At 45.1% G+C, this 16,542-nt stretch carries 11 protein-coding genes, 10 tRNA genes and 2 pseudogenes; all 23 read left to right on the top strand.

Annotation, left to right across the window (positions count from 1 at the left end):
• Nucleotides 1–1,890 (top strand): annotated as a pseudogene (gene essC, locus SSV_RS11170) (type VII secretion protein EssC); the annotation flags it as partial.
• Nucleotides 1,891–1,956: 66 nt separating this feature from the next.
• Nucleotides 1,957–2,030: transfer RNA gene (locus SSV_RS11165), tRNA-Arg, on the top strand.
• Nucleotides 2,031–2,049: 19 nt separating this feature from the next.
• Nucleotides 2,050–2,123 (top strand) — tRNA-Pro (locus SSV_RS11160).
• A 5-nt stretch (nt 2,124–2,128) separates the two neighbouring features.
• Nucleotides 2,129–2,202 (top strand) — tRNA-Met (locus SSV_RS11155).
• A gap of 13 nt (nt 2,203–2,215) precedes the next feature.
• Nucleotides 2,216–2,289 (top strand) — tRNA-Ile (locus tag SSV_RS11150).
• Nucleotides 2,290–2,301: 12 nt separating this feature from the next.
• A tRNA-Ser gene (locus SSV_RS11145) sits at nt 2,302–2,391 on the top strand.
• A gap of 19 nt (nt 2,392–2,410) precedes the next feature.
• Nucleotides 2,411–2,484: transfer RNA gene (locus SSV_RS11140), tRNA-Met, on the top strand.
• Between the two features lie 5 nt (nt 2,485–2,489).
• Nucleotides 2,490–2,562, top strand: a tRNA-Phe gene (locus tag SSV_RS11135).
• Nucleotides 2,563–2,582: 20 nt separating this feature from the next.
• Nucleotides 2,583–2,653 (top strand) — tRNA-Gly (locus tag SSV_RS11130).
• Nucleotides 2,654–2,686: 33 nt separating this feature from the next.
• Nucleotides 2,687–2,760: transfer RNA gene (locus tag SSV_RS11125), tRNA-Ile, on the top strand.
• A gap of 9 nt (nt 2,761–2,769) precedes the next feature.
• Nucleotides 2,770–2,857 (top strand) — tRNA-Ser (locus SSV_RS11120).
• Nucleotides 2,858–2,929: 72 nt separating this feature from the next.
• Nucleotides 2,930–3,745, top strand: coding sequence for a rod shape-determining protein MreC (gene mreC / locus SSV_RS11115; protein WP_072074825.1), 816 nt, complete (start codon nt 2,930–2,932; stop codon nt 3,743–3,745).
• A 1-nt stretch (nt 3,746) separates the two neighbouring features.
• Nucleotides 3,747–4,247, top strand: coding sequence for a rod shape-determining protein MreD (mreD, locus tag SSV_RS11110; protein ID WP_002898854.1), 501 nt, complete (start codon nt 3,747–3,749; stop codon nt 4,245–4,247).
• A gap of 96 nt (nt 4,248–4,343) precedes the next feature.
• The gene (pcsB, locus tag SSV_RS11105) at nt 4,344–5,567 is read left to right on the top strand and encodes a peptidoglycan hydrolase PcsB (RefSeq protein WP_072074824.1); all 1,224 of its coding nucleotides are present in this window, start codon (nt 4,344–4,346) and stop codon (nt 5,565–5,567) included.
• Between the two features lie 124 nt (nt 5,568–5,691).
• Nucleotides 5,692–6,657, top strand: a complete 966-nt coding sequence (locus SSV_RS11100; protein ID WP_072074823.1) for a ribose-phosphate diphosphokinase — start codon at nt 5,692–5,694, stop codon at nt 6,655–6,657.
• 309 nt (nt 6,658–6,966) lie between these two features.
• Nucleotides 6,967–7,536, top strand: coding sequence for a hypothetical protein (locus tag SSV_RS11095; protein WP_072074822.1), 570 nt, complete (start codon nt 6,967–6,969; stop codon nt 7,534–7,536).
• A gap of 94 nt (nt 7,537–7,630) precedes the next feature.
• Nucleotides 7,631–8,476 (top strand): class B sortase, LPKTxAVK-specific, encoded by an 846-nt coding sequence (srtB, locus tag SSV_RS11090; protein ID WP_072074821.1) that lies wholly within the window; start codon nt 7,631–7,633, stop codon nt 8,474–8,476.
• Between the two features lie 179 nt (nt 8,477–8,655).
• Nucleotides 8,656–9,828, top strand: a complete 1,173-nt coding sequence (locus SSV_RS11085; RefSeq protein ID WP_072074820.1) for a pyridoxal phosphate-dependent aminotransferase — start codon at nt 8,656–8,658, stop codon at nt 9,826–9,828.
• Nucleotides 9,821–10,594 (top strand): DNA repair protein RecO, encoded by a 774-nt coding sequence (gene recO, locus SSV_RS11080; RefSeq protein WP_072074819.1) that lies wholly within the window; start codon nt 9,821–9,823, stop codon nt 10,592–10,594. Before SSV_RS11085 ends, recO begins: the two co-directional genes overlap by 8 nt.
• Nucleotides 10,595–10,599: 5 nt before the next feature.
• The gene (gene plsX / locus SSV_RS11075; protein WP_072074818.1) at nt 10,600–11,598 is read left to right on the top strand and encodes a phosphate acyltransferase PlsX; all 999 of its coding nucleotides are present in this window, start codon (nt 10,600–10,602) and stop codon (nt 11,596–11,598) included.
• Between the two features lie 2 nt (nt 11,599–11,600).
• Nucleotides 11,601–11,849, top strand: coding sequence for an acyl carrier protein (locus SSV_RS11070; RefSeq protein WP_072074817.1), 249 nt, complete (start codon nt 11,601–11,603; stop codon nt 11,847–11,849).
• A gap of 153 nt (nt 11,850–12,002) precedes the next feature.
• Nucleotides 12,003–12,710, top strand: a complete 708-nt coding sequence (purC, locus tag SSV_RS11065) for a phosphoribosylaminoimidazolesuccinocarboxamide synthase (RefSeq protein ID WP_072074816.1) — start codon at nt 12,003–12,005, stop codon at nt 12,708–12,710.
• Between the two features lie 19 nt (nt 12,711–12,729).
• Nucleotides 12,730–16,463 (top strand): annotated as a pseudogene (locus tag SSV_RS11060) (phosphoribosylformylglycinamidine synthase).
• Nucleotides 16,464–16,542: the final 79 nt, after the last annotated feature.

Below are 16,542 nucleotides of genomic sequence, written 5' to 3'. Positions count from 1 at the left end.
CTCCTTATCGACTACAAGGGTGGGGGAATGGCCAACCTCTTCAAGAACCTGCCCCATCTCTTGGGAACCATTACCAACTTGGACGGAGCCCAATCCATGCGGGCGCTGGCTTCCATCAATGCGGAAATTCACCGTCGGGAGCGGCTCTTCAGAGAGTTTGAAGTCAATCATATCAACCAATATCAAAAGAAATTTAAAAACGGGGAAGCAACCGAACCTCTGCCCCATCTCTTCCTCATCTCGGATGAGTTCGCAGAGCTCAAGGTCAACCAGCCTGACTTTATCAAGGAGCTGGTATCCATCGCTCGGGTCGGACGTTCCCTCGGGGTCCACTTGATCCTGGCTACTCAGAAGCCCTCTGGGGTGGTGGATGACCAGATCTGGTCCAACTCCCGCTTTAAGCTAGCGCTCAAAGTGGCAGACCGGACGGACTCGATGGAAATGCTTAAGACGCCAGATGCGGCGGAGATCACCCAGACTGGCCGGGCCTACCTGCAGGTCGGCAATAATGAAGTCTATGAACTCTTCCAGTCAGCCTGGTCAGGGGCAGACTACCAGCCGGATAAGGATGAGATGGGAATTGAAGACCATACCATCTACCTGATCAATGACCTAGGCCAATACGAAGTGCTCAATCAAGACCTGTCAGGTCTTGATCTAGCAGAAGATATCAAGGAAGTACCGACAGAGCTGGAGGCCATTGTCAGTCAGATCCAATTGCTGACAGAAAGCCAGCAAATCCCACCGGTACCACAGCCGTGGTTGCCGCCGCTTAATGAGCGGATGACCCTGCAAGAGTTGGAACCTATCCAGCCGCAGGAAGCCTGGGAGCAAAAGAAGCCTGTCTCCGTTCTTCTCGGAATGGCGGATATTCCGCAGGCGCAGAAGCAAGAGCCGGTCTCTGTCAACCTGTCCAAGGATGGGCATATCCTGCTCTACGGAAGTCCTGGTACGGGGAAGACAACCTTCCTGCAAAGTGCGGCCATGGATTTGGCTCGCAAGTTCAGTCCCAAAGATGTCACACTCTATCTAATGGACTTCGGGACCAATGGTCTGGCACCACTAGGCCAATTACCACAGGTGGCCGACACCTTGCTTTTGGATCAGACGGAGAAGATTGCCAAGTTTGTACGCATCATGGAGCGGGAGCTCAACCGGCGTAAGAAGCTCTTGTCCGACTACGGTGTTGGTACACTAGAGCTCTACCGTCAGGCTAGCGGTCAGCAAGAGCCGGCTATTGTCATCTTACTTGATAGCTATGAATCTATGAGGGAAGAAGCTTATGAAGCGGAGCTCTTCAAGCTCTTGGTACGGATCTCCCGTGAAGGTCTCAGCATCGGTGTTCACCTCTTGGTGACAGCTGGCCGTCAGTCCAACCTTCGGGCCCAGTTCTACGCCAACTTCAAGCACCAGCTGAGTCTGCCACAGAATGATTTCGGAGAAGTCCGCTCTATCGTGGGCTCTACCCCACTAGCGAAAACGATGGAAGACATCAAGGGTCGGGCGCTCATGAAGCGTGACGAGGTTGATGTCATCCAGCTAGCTTTACCAGTAGCGGGTTCCAATGATGCCCAAGTCCTCAACAACCTGCGTCAAGAAGTCGCTTCTCTCCAAGAAGCTTGGACTGGACAGCGACCAAGTGCTATTCCGATGGTGCCAGAGGAGTTGACAGAGACGGACTTCTATAGCCGGGCTAGTGTCCAAGCAGCTTATAATCAGGGCTTGGTACCACTAGGACTGGATATGGAGACGGTTGAACCAATTACTTGGAACCTCTCTAAGGGTAATCTTCTCTACTTAACGGATAAGGAAGAGCAGATGAGTGCTTTGACTGAGCAGATTGCACGAGGCAAGCAGAAGGTGATTGTGCTAGCGCCGAAGTATCATAATTAACGATCGTACCGGTTCGATTCCGGTCCTCGGCATAGACTTGTAAGAGGCAGTAGAAGAAGATGAGCACCCTTAGCTCAACTGGATAGAGTACCTGACTACGAATCAGGCGGTTAGAGGTTCGACTCCTCTAGGGTGCATTAAGTAATAACTTAAGTTCGGGAAGTAGCTCAGCTTGGTAGAGTACTTGGTTTGGGACCAAGGTGTCGCAGGTTCGAATCCTGTCTTCCCGATAGATGGCGGTGTAGCTCAGCTGGCTAGAGCGTCCGGTTCATACCCGGGAGGTCGGGGGTTCGATCCCCTTCGCCGCTATAATGATCTTGTCGGACCTTTAGCTCAGCTGGTTAGAGCTCTCGGCTCATAACCGAGTGGTCGTAGGTTCAAGTCCTACAAGGTCCATAGTGTTATCTTGGAGGATTACCCAAGTCCGGCTGAAGGGAACGGTCTTGAAAACCGTCAGGCGTGTAAAAGCGTGCGTGGGTTCGAATCCCACATCCTCCTTAGGGACGAATAGTATTGACGCGGGATGGAGCAGCTAGGTAGCTCGTCGGGCTCATAACCCGAAGGTCGTAGGTTCAAATCCTGCTCCCGCAATAGTTGGCTCGGTAGCTCAGTTGGTAGAGCAATGGATTGAAGCTCCATGTGTCGGCGGTTCGATTCCGTCTCGCGCCATACATCATCGTATTGGAAATGCGGGTGTAGTTTAGTGGTAAAACTACAGCCTTCCAAGCTGTTGTCGCGAGTTCGATTCTCGTCACCCGCTTTGAACGAAAGTTCATACCAAGTTTTCGAACTTGGGCGCGTAGCTCAGGTGGTTAGAGCGCACGCCTGATAAGCGTGAGGTCGGTGGTTCGAGTCCACTCGTGCCCATAAAATATTGGAGAATTACTCAAGAGGCTGAAGAGGACGGTTTGCTAAATCGTTAGGTCGGGTAACCGGCGCGGGGGTTCGAATCCCCCATTCTCCGTATAATGAGGAGTTTAGCATTTGCTATCTCCTTTTCTTATACTTTCTCGTCCTGTTTAGTGAGGTTTTTCTGATGAATCGATTTAAAAAATCTAAGTTTCTGAGTTCTTTTTTTGTATTAGTTGTTGCAATGACGATACTCATCCTATCTACCTCTTCTAGTTGGTTTGTATCAACTACTTCAAATATTATTTCATTTGTAGATAGACTTGTCGGCTCTCCTTTTGCTTTTGTAGCTGATAAAAAGGGAGAAATGTCAGATTTGATGTCTACTTACAGAGAGAATCAACAGCTCAAGAAAAATCTTTATGAGGTTGAGGAAAAGGCTGGGAAGGCAGATTCCTTAGAAGATGAGAATGAGCAGTTGCGAAAACTTCTGGAATTTAAAGAGGCTGATAAAAATCAAGTTCAAATTGCCAGCGAAGTGATTGCCCGTACGCCAGCATCCTGGAAAAATGAGCTGACTATCGACAAGGGGACATCTGATAATGTGACAGATGCTATGCTAGTAGTCGCTAATGGTGGCCTAGTAGGAAGTGTTTCTGAAACTAATAGTCAGTCTAGCTTAGTTTCTCTACTGACTAACGAGGAAAGCTCAACTAAAATTTCTGTTAGAATTCAAACTAAGTCTGGTCCAGTTTATGGGATTATTACTGGTTATGATGCAAAAAACTCTGCTTATATCATCAGTCAGTTAAATAGTGCTGAATATATAAAAGAGGGAGATGAGGTGGAAACTAGTGGCTTGGGTGCTTATAATGCAGAAAATATTCCTGTTGGTAAGGTGCTTTCTGTGTCTGAGGCTAAGGATCAGTTAAACAAGGTTGTCCTGGTTAAGCCGGCTGCTGATTTGTCGGATATCCGTGCTGTAATGTTGGTAGGGAACTGATATGAGAGATATTAAAGAACATCTTTTGACTCCTATTATTTTATTTTTTGTTTTATTGATCGACGGGCAGATTTCGACTTTTCTGGCTAATATTCTGCCTTTACAATGGCATTTAGTCAGTCATTTTATCTTTATTTTCATGCTTTTTGTGTCCATCAACCTCTCTAAAAACTACAATATTCTCTTATTTTGCTGTCTGGGGCTGATTTACGATGTTTACTATTTTCATACCATCGGTATTGCTCTTATTCTTTTTCCTCTTTTAAGTCTCTTGGTTTGTCAGTCTAGTTCGACTATGCTTTTAAATAAATTTACTCGCTTTTTATCTGTTTTGATTCTTGTATTTTTATTTGAATTAACCAGCTTTGCTTTTGCAGTATTTTTGAATCTTTCTAGTCTGAATTTACAAGATTTTGTCCTTAGCAGTTTAGTACCGACTATACTCCTCAATAGCTTGATATTCCTCATTTTTCAGCCTATTTTCGAAAAAATATATTTATGATAAACAAGAAATAAAAATGTAACAAATGCGTAACATATGATACGGTATTTTCTGGTATACTAGATAATGTCTTATAAGAAGGAGTGTATTATTTTTATGAAGAAAAAACTACTCACATCAATTTTATTGAGTACAGTTATCCTTTCACAAGGAGCTGCACTTGTGAGCGTTAAAGCGGAGACAACTGATGAAAAGATTGCTGCACAAGACAGCAAGATTAATAGTTTGACAGAGCAACAACAATCAGCTCAGACACAAGTCAATGAGATTCAAGGCCAAGTATCTGCTATTCAAAAGCAACAAGAAGATCTTAAAGCAGAAAATGAAAAACTGTCTGCTGAATCTGCAAAACTGTCTGCTGAGATTGACGAACTGTCTAAAAATATCGTAGCTCGTAATGAGTCTCTTGCCAATCAAGCACGCAGTGCCCAAACAAACGGAACTGCTACTAGCTACATCAATACAGTTGTAAATTCTAGCTCTATCACAGAAGCTATCTCTCGTGTAGCAGCTATGAGTGAAATTGTTTCAGCAAATAACAAGATGCTGGAACAACAAAAGAAAGATAAAGAAGCAATTGCTGAAAAGCAAGTTGCAAATAACGAAGCTATTAATACTGTTATTGCCAACCAAGAAAAGTTAGCTGATGATGAACAAACTTTGGCAACAAAACAAGCAGAACTGAAAGCAGCTCAAGCAAGCCTTGCAGCTGAAAAAGCAACTGCTGAAGGTGAAAAGAATTCACTTCTTGAAGAGAAAGCGGCAGCTGAAAAAGCGGCAGCTGAAGCAGCAGCTCGTGAAGCAGCTTATAAAGCAGAGCAAGAAGCACAACGTCAAGCAGTTGAAGCTTCAGGAAATACTACGCTGCAAGCTCAGGTCCAAGCAGTTGTTAATTCACCTTCATCTGCGGCAGCACCAGCTGCGGCAGCACCTGCAGCACCTGCAGTAACTCAATCTGTTGCTCGTGCGAATAGACCAGTTTATAGCTCATCTGCCTCTTCTTATCCAGTAGGTCAATGTACTTGGGGTGCTAAGACATTAGCTCCTTGGGCTGGCGATTACTGGGGTAATGGTGGACAATGGTCAGCAAGCGCAGCAGCAGCAGGCTTCCGTGTTGGTTCACAGCCAGAAGTTGGCGCAATTGCATGTTGGACTGACGGTGGATACGGACACGTTGCAGTAGTAACAGCTGTTCAATCTACTACAAGCATCCAAGTATCAGAAGCAAACTACCTTGGACAACAATCAATCGGTAACTACCGTGGATGGTTTAACCCAACAACTGCACAAGGTACAGTTTCATATATCTATCCGAACTAATCAGTAAAAAGCGCCTCTGGCGTTTTTTATTTTTAATTGAAAAATCAACTGAAAAAAGTTACAATGGTAGTTGGGAAAAGTTGTAATTGGACAATGAAAGACAATTTAGAATCTGGAGGGAATCATGTCTTTTTCTGATTTAAAACTCTTTGCTCTTTCTTCTAATCAAGAATTAGCGCAGCGTGTTGCTCAAGAGATTGGATTGCCACTTGGGAAATCAACTGTCCGTCAGTTTTCTGATGGAGAGATTCAAGTGAATATTGAAGAATCTATTCGTGGGAAACACGTCTTTATTTTGCAGTCTACCAGCTCGCCAGTCAATGATAATTTGATGGAAATCTTGATTATGGTAGATGCTTTGAAACGGGCCAGCGCTGAATCCATCAATGTTGTCATGCCTTACTATGGTTATGCTCGACAGGATCGCAAGGCCAGAGCTCGTGAGCCAATTACATCTAAATTAGTTGCTAATATGTTGGAAATTGCTGGTGTGGATCGGATGCTGACTATTGACTTGCACGCAGCGCAAATCCAGGGCTTCTTTGACATTCCAGTAGATCACTTGATGGGTGCACCTTTGATTGCTGATTACTTTGAGCGCCGTAATATGACAGGGGGCGACTATGTGGTAGTCAGTCCTGACCATGGTGGTGTGAGTCGGGCCCGTAAGTTAGCAGAGTTTCTGAAAACTCCGATTGCGATTATTGATAAGCGTCGCAGTGTAGACAAGATGAATAGCAGTGAAGTCATGAACATCATTGGTAAGGTGGAAGGAAAAACTTGTATTCTAATTGATGATATGATTGATACAGCAGGGACTATTTGTCACGCGGCTGATGCTCTGGCTGATGCGGGGGCTGTAGAAGTCTATGCTAGCTGTACGCATCCAGTCTTGTCTGGTCCGGCTATGGATAATATCCAAAAGTCGGCGATTAAAAAATTGGTTGTGTTGGATACGATTTATCTACCTCAAGAGCGCTTGATTGATAAGATTGATCAGATTTCCATTGCGTATCTTCTAGGGGAAGCCATTGTCCGTATTCATGAGAAACGGCCACTGTCACCCTTATTTGAAATAGGGAAAAAATAATCTGATATATATGGCTGGGAAGTTTGATTCCTAGCTTCTTTTTATTTCATTCCTACTTTTTTTAAAAAAATCTAACATCAACTTTAAAAGAAGACTCAAACTACTTGATGTTTCAAATATAAATAAATGACCATTTAAATAGTTGGTAAATTAACAATTTGTCTCATCCCTTGGTATTCTTTGATTTTAGAAATTTTTATGTAGTAAAATTCTTGACTTTTTTTAGAGTTCGAACTATACTTAATAGTAGGTAATATTAGGTAACGGGGAGTTACAATTATTTTTGAAAAGTAAAGAGGAGATGAGATAATGAAAAAGGTTTTACTTTCAAGTGCTGTAGCCCTTTCTCTTTTTGCGGCTGCTGCACCAGTATTTGCTGAGGGTACAGGCAGTCTTTGGGTTAATGACATTGATAATAATGAAGTTCCCCAAGGGAGTACGGACGCAGAATCCGGCAAAATTATGGATGAACTGCAGGCCTATAGAGACGCACAATCAGCTCTGGATCAGCAAGTTGCTGAAGCTAAGAAAGCACCAGTTGGCAAGAGTTCAGTGATGGAGGATCAGGCTGGTAACAAAGTTCTTGTTATTGGTGAAGGAGAGTCGGCTAATGCGGATCAGTCTTCAGCGGCACCGTCTACTACAGATCCATCTACACCGGCTTATTCGGCAGCACCATACTCCACAGCCTCTTCATCAGTTCCGACTTTTCCGGTACCGTCTCAATCTTCGGCGGCATCCTCTTCAGCAGCAGGTAAAAGGAGGACTAAAAAATCAGAAAATAAAGCAAAAAAAGCTCCGGAAGTAAAAGAAGAAAACAAGGAAAATGAGGAAAACTCTGAAGACAAGTCACTTCCTAAAACAAGTGCAGTTAAATAACCTTGTCTTTAATTTGTGCTAACGCTTAAATATCACTGAGCCTTCGTTCGGTGATATTTTTTATCAAAAATGAAAAATAAAGGATTTTTAAATTATGCAAGAAAAAGATAGGAGTCAAGCTTCGAATAAGAAACAGCTCCTTGTTGTTGGCATCTGCCTCCTGTTGATTGTTCTGGTTATTTTTTCTGTTTTTTATGCTTTTCGTTCCTCAGGAACAGGCAGTAAGCCTCGAGTTTCGCCTCCCAGCAGGATTGAAACGTTAAGCTCTTCTACAGCAGATTCCAGTCAGACAGAAAAGGATTATTTAGCAGAGCGTTTTGCTAAACTGAAGGCTGTGAATTCAGAAACGATAGGCTATGTCTATGCTCCTGGTACACAGTTGGATGAGCCGGTGGTGCAAACGAAAGATAATGAAACTTATCTGCTGAAGACCTTTGAAGGCAATCATGAGCCTTATATGGGTGCGGTCTTCATGGATAAAGATAATCATAAAGATTTCAGTGATCGACTTACCTGGCTTTTCGCTCATGCTCGGGGCAGCAAGGCAGGAGACCATCGCATGTTTAATGATGTCAACTACTATGATCGTCAGGATTATTTTGACAAACATAGATATGTGGTGATTGAGACTCCTGAGCGTAAGTATTATTATCAAGCTATGGGACTGGTCATCGTGCCGGAAGAGACGGCTTTTTATCGGACGGAGTTTAAGGACGACGAGGACTTTACGACTCAGCTTAAAAATATCTATGAGGCTGCTCGTACTAAGGATCCTAAGATCCAGATTAAGGCGAGTGACCGGTATTTAGTTCTCTCAACCTGTCGTGAGGAAGATGATACGATTCGTTCTAACCTTTATTTGCGGCAGATTCCTGATTCAGAACTGGGAGATTTTCTGGCCAAGCATGGCAAGGAATTGACCTATACTCCGACTCGTTGATTGGTCAGTCACGTGAGATGTGGTTATATCCATTATCTAGCAGTAAAGAATTTTAAGGCAAGGAAAAAAGGGACTGAGTGCAAGCTTAGTCCTTTTTCTGCATAAGAAATCATGTAATAGCTTTTGCTATGCTTCTGCATTTATAGTATAATAGTTCTATTGAGCGGCTGGAGGTATGTATGGATTTAAGTAAGAAATTTAATAAAAACTTAGGAAAAATAGAAATTTCACTGATTCGTCAGTTCGACCAATCAATTTCTGCTATTCCTGGGGTTCTTCGGCTGACCTTAGGGGAGCCGGATTTTACGACACCGGATCATATCAAAGCAGCAGCCAAGGCAGCGATTGATGCTAATCAAAGCCACTACACTGGCATGAGCGGTCTCTTGGAGCTGCGTCAGGCGGCCAGCAGCTTTATGAAAGAAAAGTACAATCTGCACTATCGCCCAGAAGATGAGGTCTTAATCACTATCGGGGCAACAGAGGCCTTGTCGGCTACACTGACAGCCATTCTGGAAGAAGGTGACAAGGTCTTGCTGCCAGCTCCTGCTTATCCAGGCTATGAGCCCATTGTCAATCTAGTGGGGGCGGAGATTGTCGAGATTGACACAACGGCCAATAACTTTGTCCTCACTCCAGAGATGCTGGAAGCGGCTATTTTAGAACAGGGCGAGCAGCTAAAAGCGGTCATTCTTAATTATCCAGCCAATCCGACCGGCGTGACTTATTCGCGGGAGCAGATAAAAGCTCTGGCGGATGTCCTAGGAAAATACCAAGTCTTTGTGGTCTGTGATGAGGTCTATTCTGAGCTGACCTATACAGAGCAGGGGCATGTCTCCATCGCGCAGTATCTGCCAGACCAAACCATTGTCATCAACGGCCTGTCTAAATCCCATGCCATGACTGGCTGGCGGTTGGGCTTTATCTTTGCTCCCGCAGTTTTCACTGCTCAGCTGATTAAGAGCCATCAGTATCTCGTAACAGCGGCCAATACCATGGCTCAGTTTGCCGGCATTGAAGCTCTGACAGTTGGGAAAGATGATGCGGAACCAATGAAATCTGAGTATATCCAGCGTCGCGATTATATCATAGAGAAAATGGCAGAGCTAGGCTTTAAGATTATCAAACCAGATGGAGCTTTTTATATTTTTGCTAAGATACCAGATGGTTATAATCAAGATTCTTTCGCCTTTCTGCAGGATTTTGCAGAGAGGAAGGCCGTGGCCTTTATCCCGGGGGCGGCTTTTGGTCAATACGGGGAAGGCTATATCCGCCTGTCCTACGCGGCTAGTATGGAAACGATTCGAGAAGCTCTGAAACGCCTCAAGGACTACATGGAGGACTATGCTTAAATCTCTAACAAGTCAAGGTCTGGTTCTCTATAACCGCAATTTCCGTGAGGATGATAAGTTGGTCAAGATCTTTACGGAACAGGCTGGCAAGCGTATGTTTTTCGTCAAGCATGCTGGTAAATCCAAGCTAGCACCCGTCATTCAGCCTTTGACTGCGGCGAACTTACTGATGAAAATCAATGATGATGGTCTTAGCTATATCGAGGACTATCAGGATGTGGTTACCTACCATCGCATCAATGAGGATTTATTCATCATGGCCTATGCCAGCTATGTGGCGGCCTTGGCAGATGCCAGTCTTCAGGACAATCAGCCGGATCCGGCGCTCTTTGCTTTTCTGCAGAAAACCCTGGAGCTGATGAATGATGGTCTGGACTATGAAGTGCTGACCAATATCTTTGAGATTCAGATTTTGTCACGTTTTGGAGTTTCGCTGAACTTCCATGACTGTGCTTTTTGTCATCGAACGGGTCTGCCTTTTGACTTCTCTTTCAAATATAGCGGAGTTCTTTGCCCTGATCATTACCATCAGGATGAACGGCGCTGCCATCTGAATCCCAATCTTCCTTTTCTGCTGGACCAGTTTCAGGCGGTCCGCTTTAGCGAATTGGAGACCATTTCTTTGAAGCCAGATATTAAAAAGCAGTTGCGGGATTTTATCGACCTGCTCTATGATGAATATGTCGGCATCCATCTCAAATCCAAAAAATTTATAGATTCTCTGGGGGACTGGGGAAGCATTTTAAAAGATAAGAACGAGGAATAAATCGAATGAAAAAAATAGCTGTTGATGCTATGGGAGGGGATAATGCCCCTCAGGCTCTGGTGGAAGGAGCCAATCGAGCGGTACAGGAGTTTTCGGATATTGAAATTCTCCTTTATGGCGACGAAGCGAAAATCAAGCCCTATCTGACTGCTGGTGAGCGGGTCCGCATCATCCACACGGAGGAAAAGATTGACTCGGACGACGAGCCGACCAAGGCCATCCGTCAGAAGAAAGAGGCTAGTATGGTGCTGGCAGCCAAGGCTGTGAAGGCAGGGGAAGCAGATGCAATGCTGTCTGCTGGAAATACTGGAGCGCTTTTGGCGGCAGGTTTCTTTATCGTGGGGCGTATCAAGAATATTGACCGACCGGGTCTCTTATCTACTATGCCAACGGTTGACGGTCAGGGATTTGATATGCTGGATCTGGGAGCCAATGCTGAAAACACAGCCCATCATTTACACCAGTATGCGACTTTGGGTTCTTTCTATGCTGAAAATGTCCGAGGAATCAAGAAGCCGAGGGTGGGTCTCTTGAATAACGGAACGGAAAGCAGCAAGGGCGATCCTCTGCGCAAGGAAGCCTATGAGCTTTTAGCTGGGGATTCAACACTTAACTTTATCGGCAATGTAGAAGCGCGTGATTTGATGGATGATGTAGCGGATGTTGTTGTTGCAGATGGGTTTACTGGTAATGCTGTTCTGAAATCAATCGAAGGAACTGCTATCAGTATCATGGGTCAGCTGAAGAAATCTATTTTAGGCGGTGGTTTCAAGGCTAAATTGGGAGCTTGGCTGCTCAAGGACAGCCTGCGAGGACTCAAAAATAGTCTGGACTATTCTAGTGCAGGCGGTGCAGTTCTATTCGGCTTGAAAGCGCCTGTTGTCAAAACGCATGGCTCTAGCGATGCTAAGGCTGTTTATAGCACGATTCGTCAAATTCGGACCATGTTGGAAACAGATGTTGTTGGTAAATCGGTTATTGAATTTTCAGATGCAAAGGAGTAACCATGAGCGAAAAAGAAATTTATGCAAAAATTGTCGAAATCATTCAAGAACATGACAGCAGGAAGCTGCATATCACTCCAGAACTGAGCTTGAAAGAGGAGCTGGGAGTGGACTCTGTGGATTTGATGGAATTTATCATCAATCTGGAAGAAGCTTTTGATATTGAGATTCCTGATGAGGATATGGATAACTTCAAAACGATTTCCGATGTGGTGTTTTATATCCATGAGAAACTGAAGAAGCAACATTAAAAATCAAAGATCGGTATCTTCCGGTCTTTTTTTGTATCTTGGAAAGGAAACGATTTCTTTAATTGGATACAGAAAGTTTATACGGAATTTCTTGTAAAATGTATTCAAAGATGATAAAATGAGGGTATAAAACCACGAAAGGCGAATATTAAAATGTCTAATAAGTTGTTATATTCGGGAAAAGCTAAGGATATTTTCTCTACAGATGATGAGCAAGTCATTCTGGCACGCTACAAGGACCAGGCAACGGCCTTTAATGGGGTCAAGAAGGAGCAGATTGCTGGTAAAGGAGTGCTCAACAACCAGATTTCATCTTTTATTTTTGAGAAACTCAATGCAGCTGGTGTGTCGACGCATTTTATTGAGAAGGTTTCGGATACGGATCAGCTAAATAAAAAAGTAGAGATTATTCCTTTGGAAGTGGTGCTGCGCAACTACACAGCGGGTTCTTTTTCCAAACGTTTTGGAGTAGAAGAGGGCATCTCGCTTGAAACTCCGATTGTGGAATTTTACTACAAAAATGACGATTTGGATGATCCTTTTATCAATGACGAACATGTGAAATTCTTGAAGATTGCTAGCGACGAAGAAATTGCCTTTTTGAAAGAGGAGACTCGTCGGATCAATGAGCTCTTGTCAGACTGGTTCCGCCAAATCGGACTGAAATTGATTGATTTCAAGTTAGAGTTCGGCTTTGATAAAGATGGCAAGATTATTCTGGCAGATGAATTTTCACCAGACAATTGCCGTCTTTGGGATGCGGAAGGCCATCACATGGACAAGGATGTTTTCCGTAGAGGTTTGGGTGAACTGACAGATGTCTATCAGGTTGTTTGGGAAAAATTGCAGGCGATTAAGTAAGGACAGGGTGTGAAAAATCATGGACAAGCGTATTTTTGTAGAGAAGAAGAGTAACTTCGGTGTGAAGTCACAGAGCTTGGTGAGAGAGCTGACACATAATCTTCAGTTGAAAACATTGTCAGATCTTCGGATGATTCAAGTTTATGATGTCTTTCATCTGGCAGAAGATTTGGTTGATCGTGCTGAAAAGCATATTTTCTCCGAGCAGGTGACAGATAGATTGCTGACGGCGGAGGAAGTAGAGGCTGCACTTGCAGAGACAGCGTTTTTTGCCATCGAAGCGCTGCCGGGTCAGTTTGACCAGCGGGCAGCCAGCTCTCAGGAGGCTCTCTTTTTGCTCGGTGCTGGGACCGATGTGCTGGTGAGGACAGCTCAGCTTTATTTGGTCAATAAAGACATCTCAGACAGCGAGTTGGCAGCAATCAAGAAATACTTGCTGAATCCAGTTGATTCACGCTTTAAAGATATTGAGCAACCTATCCAGCTGGAGCAATTCTCCGAGTCCGACAAGACCATTCCGGTTCTGGATTTCTTTAAGGACTATACGGAAGCGGACTTTAAGGCCTACAAGCAGGAGCATGGTCTGGCAATGGAAGTAGCGGATTTGCTCTTTATTCAGGACTATTTCAAATCGATTGGTCGTTTCCCGACGGAGACCGAACTCAAGGTTTTAGATACTTACTGGTCCGACCACTGTCGTCATACGACCTTTGAGACGGAGTTGAAGAAGATTGATTTTTCAGCTTCTAAGTTTGAAAAGCAGCTGCAGGCTACTTATGATAAATACTTGGCTATGCGAGATGAGCTGGGACGTGGGGACAAACCGCAGACCCTCATGGATATGGCGACTATTTTTGGTCGCTACGAGCGAGCTAATGGCCGTCTGGATGACATGGAAGTGTCTGATGAGATCAATGCCTGCTCAGTAGAGATTGAAGTGGATGTGGATGGTGTCAAGGAGCCTTGGCTGCTGATGTTTAAAAATGAAACTCACAACCACCCAACAGAAATTGAGCCCTTTGGTGGGGCTGCGACTTGTATCGGAGGAGCCATTCGTGATCCGCTTTCTGGCCGTTCTTATGTTTATCAGGCTATGCGGATTTCTGGTGCGGGCGATATTACCCAACCAATTTCTGAAACGCGAGCTGGCAAGCTCCCTCAGCAGGTCATTTCAAAAACTGCAGCGCATGGCTATTCTTCTTACGGGAATCAAATTGGTCTAGCAACGACCTATGTTCGTGAGTATTTCCATCCGGGCTTTGTAGCTAAGCGGATGGAGCTAGGTGCAGTTGTTGGTGCGGCTCCTAAGGAAAATGTTGTCCGTGAAAAGCCAGCAGCAGGTGATGTGGTTATCTTGCTGGGAGGCAAGACGGGCCGTGATGGTGTCGGCGGTGCCACTGGATCATCCAAGGTACAGACAGCTGCGTCTGTGGAGACGGCTGGCGCAGAAGTACAAAAAGGAAATGCTATAGAGGAGCGCAAGATTCAGCGCCTCTTCCGCGATGGCAATGTAACTCGCCTCATTAAGAAATCCAATGACTTTGGGGCTGGTGGGGTCTGCGTAGCTATTGGTGAATTGGCGGATGGACTGGAAATTGACCTTGACAAGGTACCACTCAAATACCAAGGACTTAACGGTACAGAAATCGCGATTTCTGAATCACAGGAGCGGATGGCAGTAGTGGTACGCCCAGAAGATGTGGAACAATTTATCGCTGCAGCAGCTAAGGAAAATCTGCTGGCAGTCGTTGTGGCTAAAGTGACGGAAAAGCCAAATCTAGTCATGCACTGGAACGGGGAAACTATCGTGGATATTGAGCGGAGTTTTCTGGATACCAATGGTGTGCGTGTGGTTGTGGATGCTAAGGTTGTGGATGTCCAAGAAGTACTGCCAGGGCAGGCTGTGACTTCTGAAGCAAGTCTGGAACAGGACCTCAAGAGCTTACTCAGCGACCTCAATCATACCAGTCAAAAGGGGCTACAGACGATCTTTGACAGCTCTGTTGGTCGCCTACTGTCAATCATCCTATCGGCGGGCGCTACCAAATCACGCCGACTGAGGCTTCTGTGCAGAAGCTGCCAGTTGAGCATGGCAAGACTGAGACTGTATCTGTGATGGCGCAGGGCTACAATCCTTATGTGGCAGCTTGGTCTCCTTATCATGGAGCAGCTTATGCAGTGATTGAAGCGACAGCTCGCTTGGTTGCTGCTGGTTCGGACTGGTCCAAGGCTCGCTTCTCTTATCAGGAGTACTTTGAGCGGATGGACAAGCAGGCTGAGCGTTTTGGGCAGCCGGTCTCTGCTCTGCTTGGTTCGATTGAAGCACAGATTCAGCTAGGTTTGCCGTCTATTGGTGGCAAGGATTCCATGAGCGGAACCTTTGAAGAATTGACCGTACCGCCGACCTTAGTAGCTTTTGGCGTGACTACTTCTACTGCTGGGCGCATCCTGTCTCCAGAGTTTAAGGCAGCAGGAGAGTCCATCTACTATCTGCCAGGACAGGTCCTATCTCAGGATATTGACTTTGACTTAATCAAGAATAACTTTGAAAATTTTGCAGATATTCAGGCCAAGTATGAGATTACCGCCGCTGCCGCTGTCAAATACGGTGGCCTAGCAGAGAGTCTGGCCTTGATGAGCTTTGGTAATCGTATTGGTGCTCAAGTGGATGTTGCTGACTTGCCTTCCGTTTTACAGGCGCAACTGGGCGGATTTGTCTTTACCAGTCCTGAGCAGGATATTCCAGGTGCAGTGAAGATTGGTCAGACCAAGCCAGACTTTACACTGATTGTCAATGGTGTCCAGCTTGAGGGAGCAGAGCTTTTGGCAAGCTTTGAAGGCCGACTAGAGCCTATTTACCCGACAGAATTTAAACAGGAAACAGTTATTGAGGAAGTGCCAGCTCTTGTCGCTGATACAGTTATCAAAGCCAAAGAGACAGTAGAGGAGCCGCTGGTTTATATCCCAGTCTTTCCTGGAACTAACTCAGAATACGACTCAGCCAAAGCTTTTGAAGCAGCTGGAGCTAAAGTCAATCTAGTTCCATTCGTTACTTTGGATGAAGCAGCCATTGTCAAGTCCGTAGACAGCATGGTTGACAACATTGACAAGGCCAATATCATCTTCTTTGCAGGCGGCTTCTCTGCTGCAGATGAGCCAGATGGATCCGCTAAGTTTATCGTCAATATCCTTCTCAACGAGAAGGTCAAGAAAGCCATTGATGCTTTCATTGCTCGCGGCGGTCTCATCATTGGTATCTGTAATGGCTTCCAGGCTCTGGTAAAATCTGGTCTTCTTCCTTACGGAAACTTTGAAGAAGCAGGTGCTAGCAGTCCTACTCTCTTTTACAATGATGCCAACCAGCACGTGGCTAAGATGGTTGAAACCCGCATTGCCAATACCAACTCGCCTTGGCTAGCTGGTGTGCAAGTGGGAGATATCCATGCCATTCCGGTTTCTCATGGTGAAGGAAAATTTGTCGTGACGGCTGAGGAGTTTGCTGAGCTGCGCAATAATGGTCAGATTTGGAGTCAGTACGTGGACTTTGACGGTCAGCCAAGCATGGATAGTAAGTATAATCCAAACGGCTCTCTCTACGCTATCGAAGGAATTATGAGTAAGAACGGCCAAATCATCGGGAAGATGGGCCACTCAGAACGTTATGAAGACGGTCTTTTCCAAAATATTCCAGGTCAGAAAGACCAGAAATTGTTTGAAAGCGCCGTTCGTTATTTCCAAGCGAGTCACGAATAAAGTTGGCTTGCAAGAGCAAGCAATCAAAAAAGGAGTCTGCTTGGCCAGTTAGGCCAGGTTTTCTCCCTTTTACAAGACA

This window comes from Streptococcus sanguinis (assembly GCF_001078705.1).
Lineage (GTDB): Bacteria > Bacillota > Bacilli > Lactobacillales > Streptococcaceae > Streptococcus > Streptococcus sanguinis_D.
Note: the sequence above shows the minus strand (reverse complement) of the source record. Positions and strands in the feature narration are given on the sequence as shown.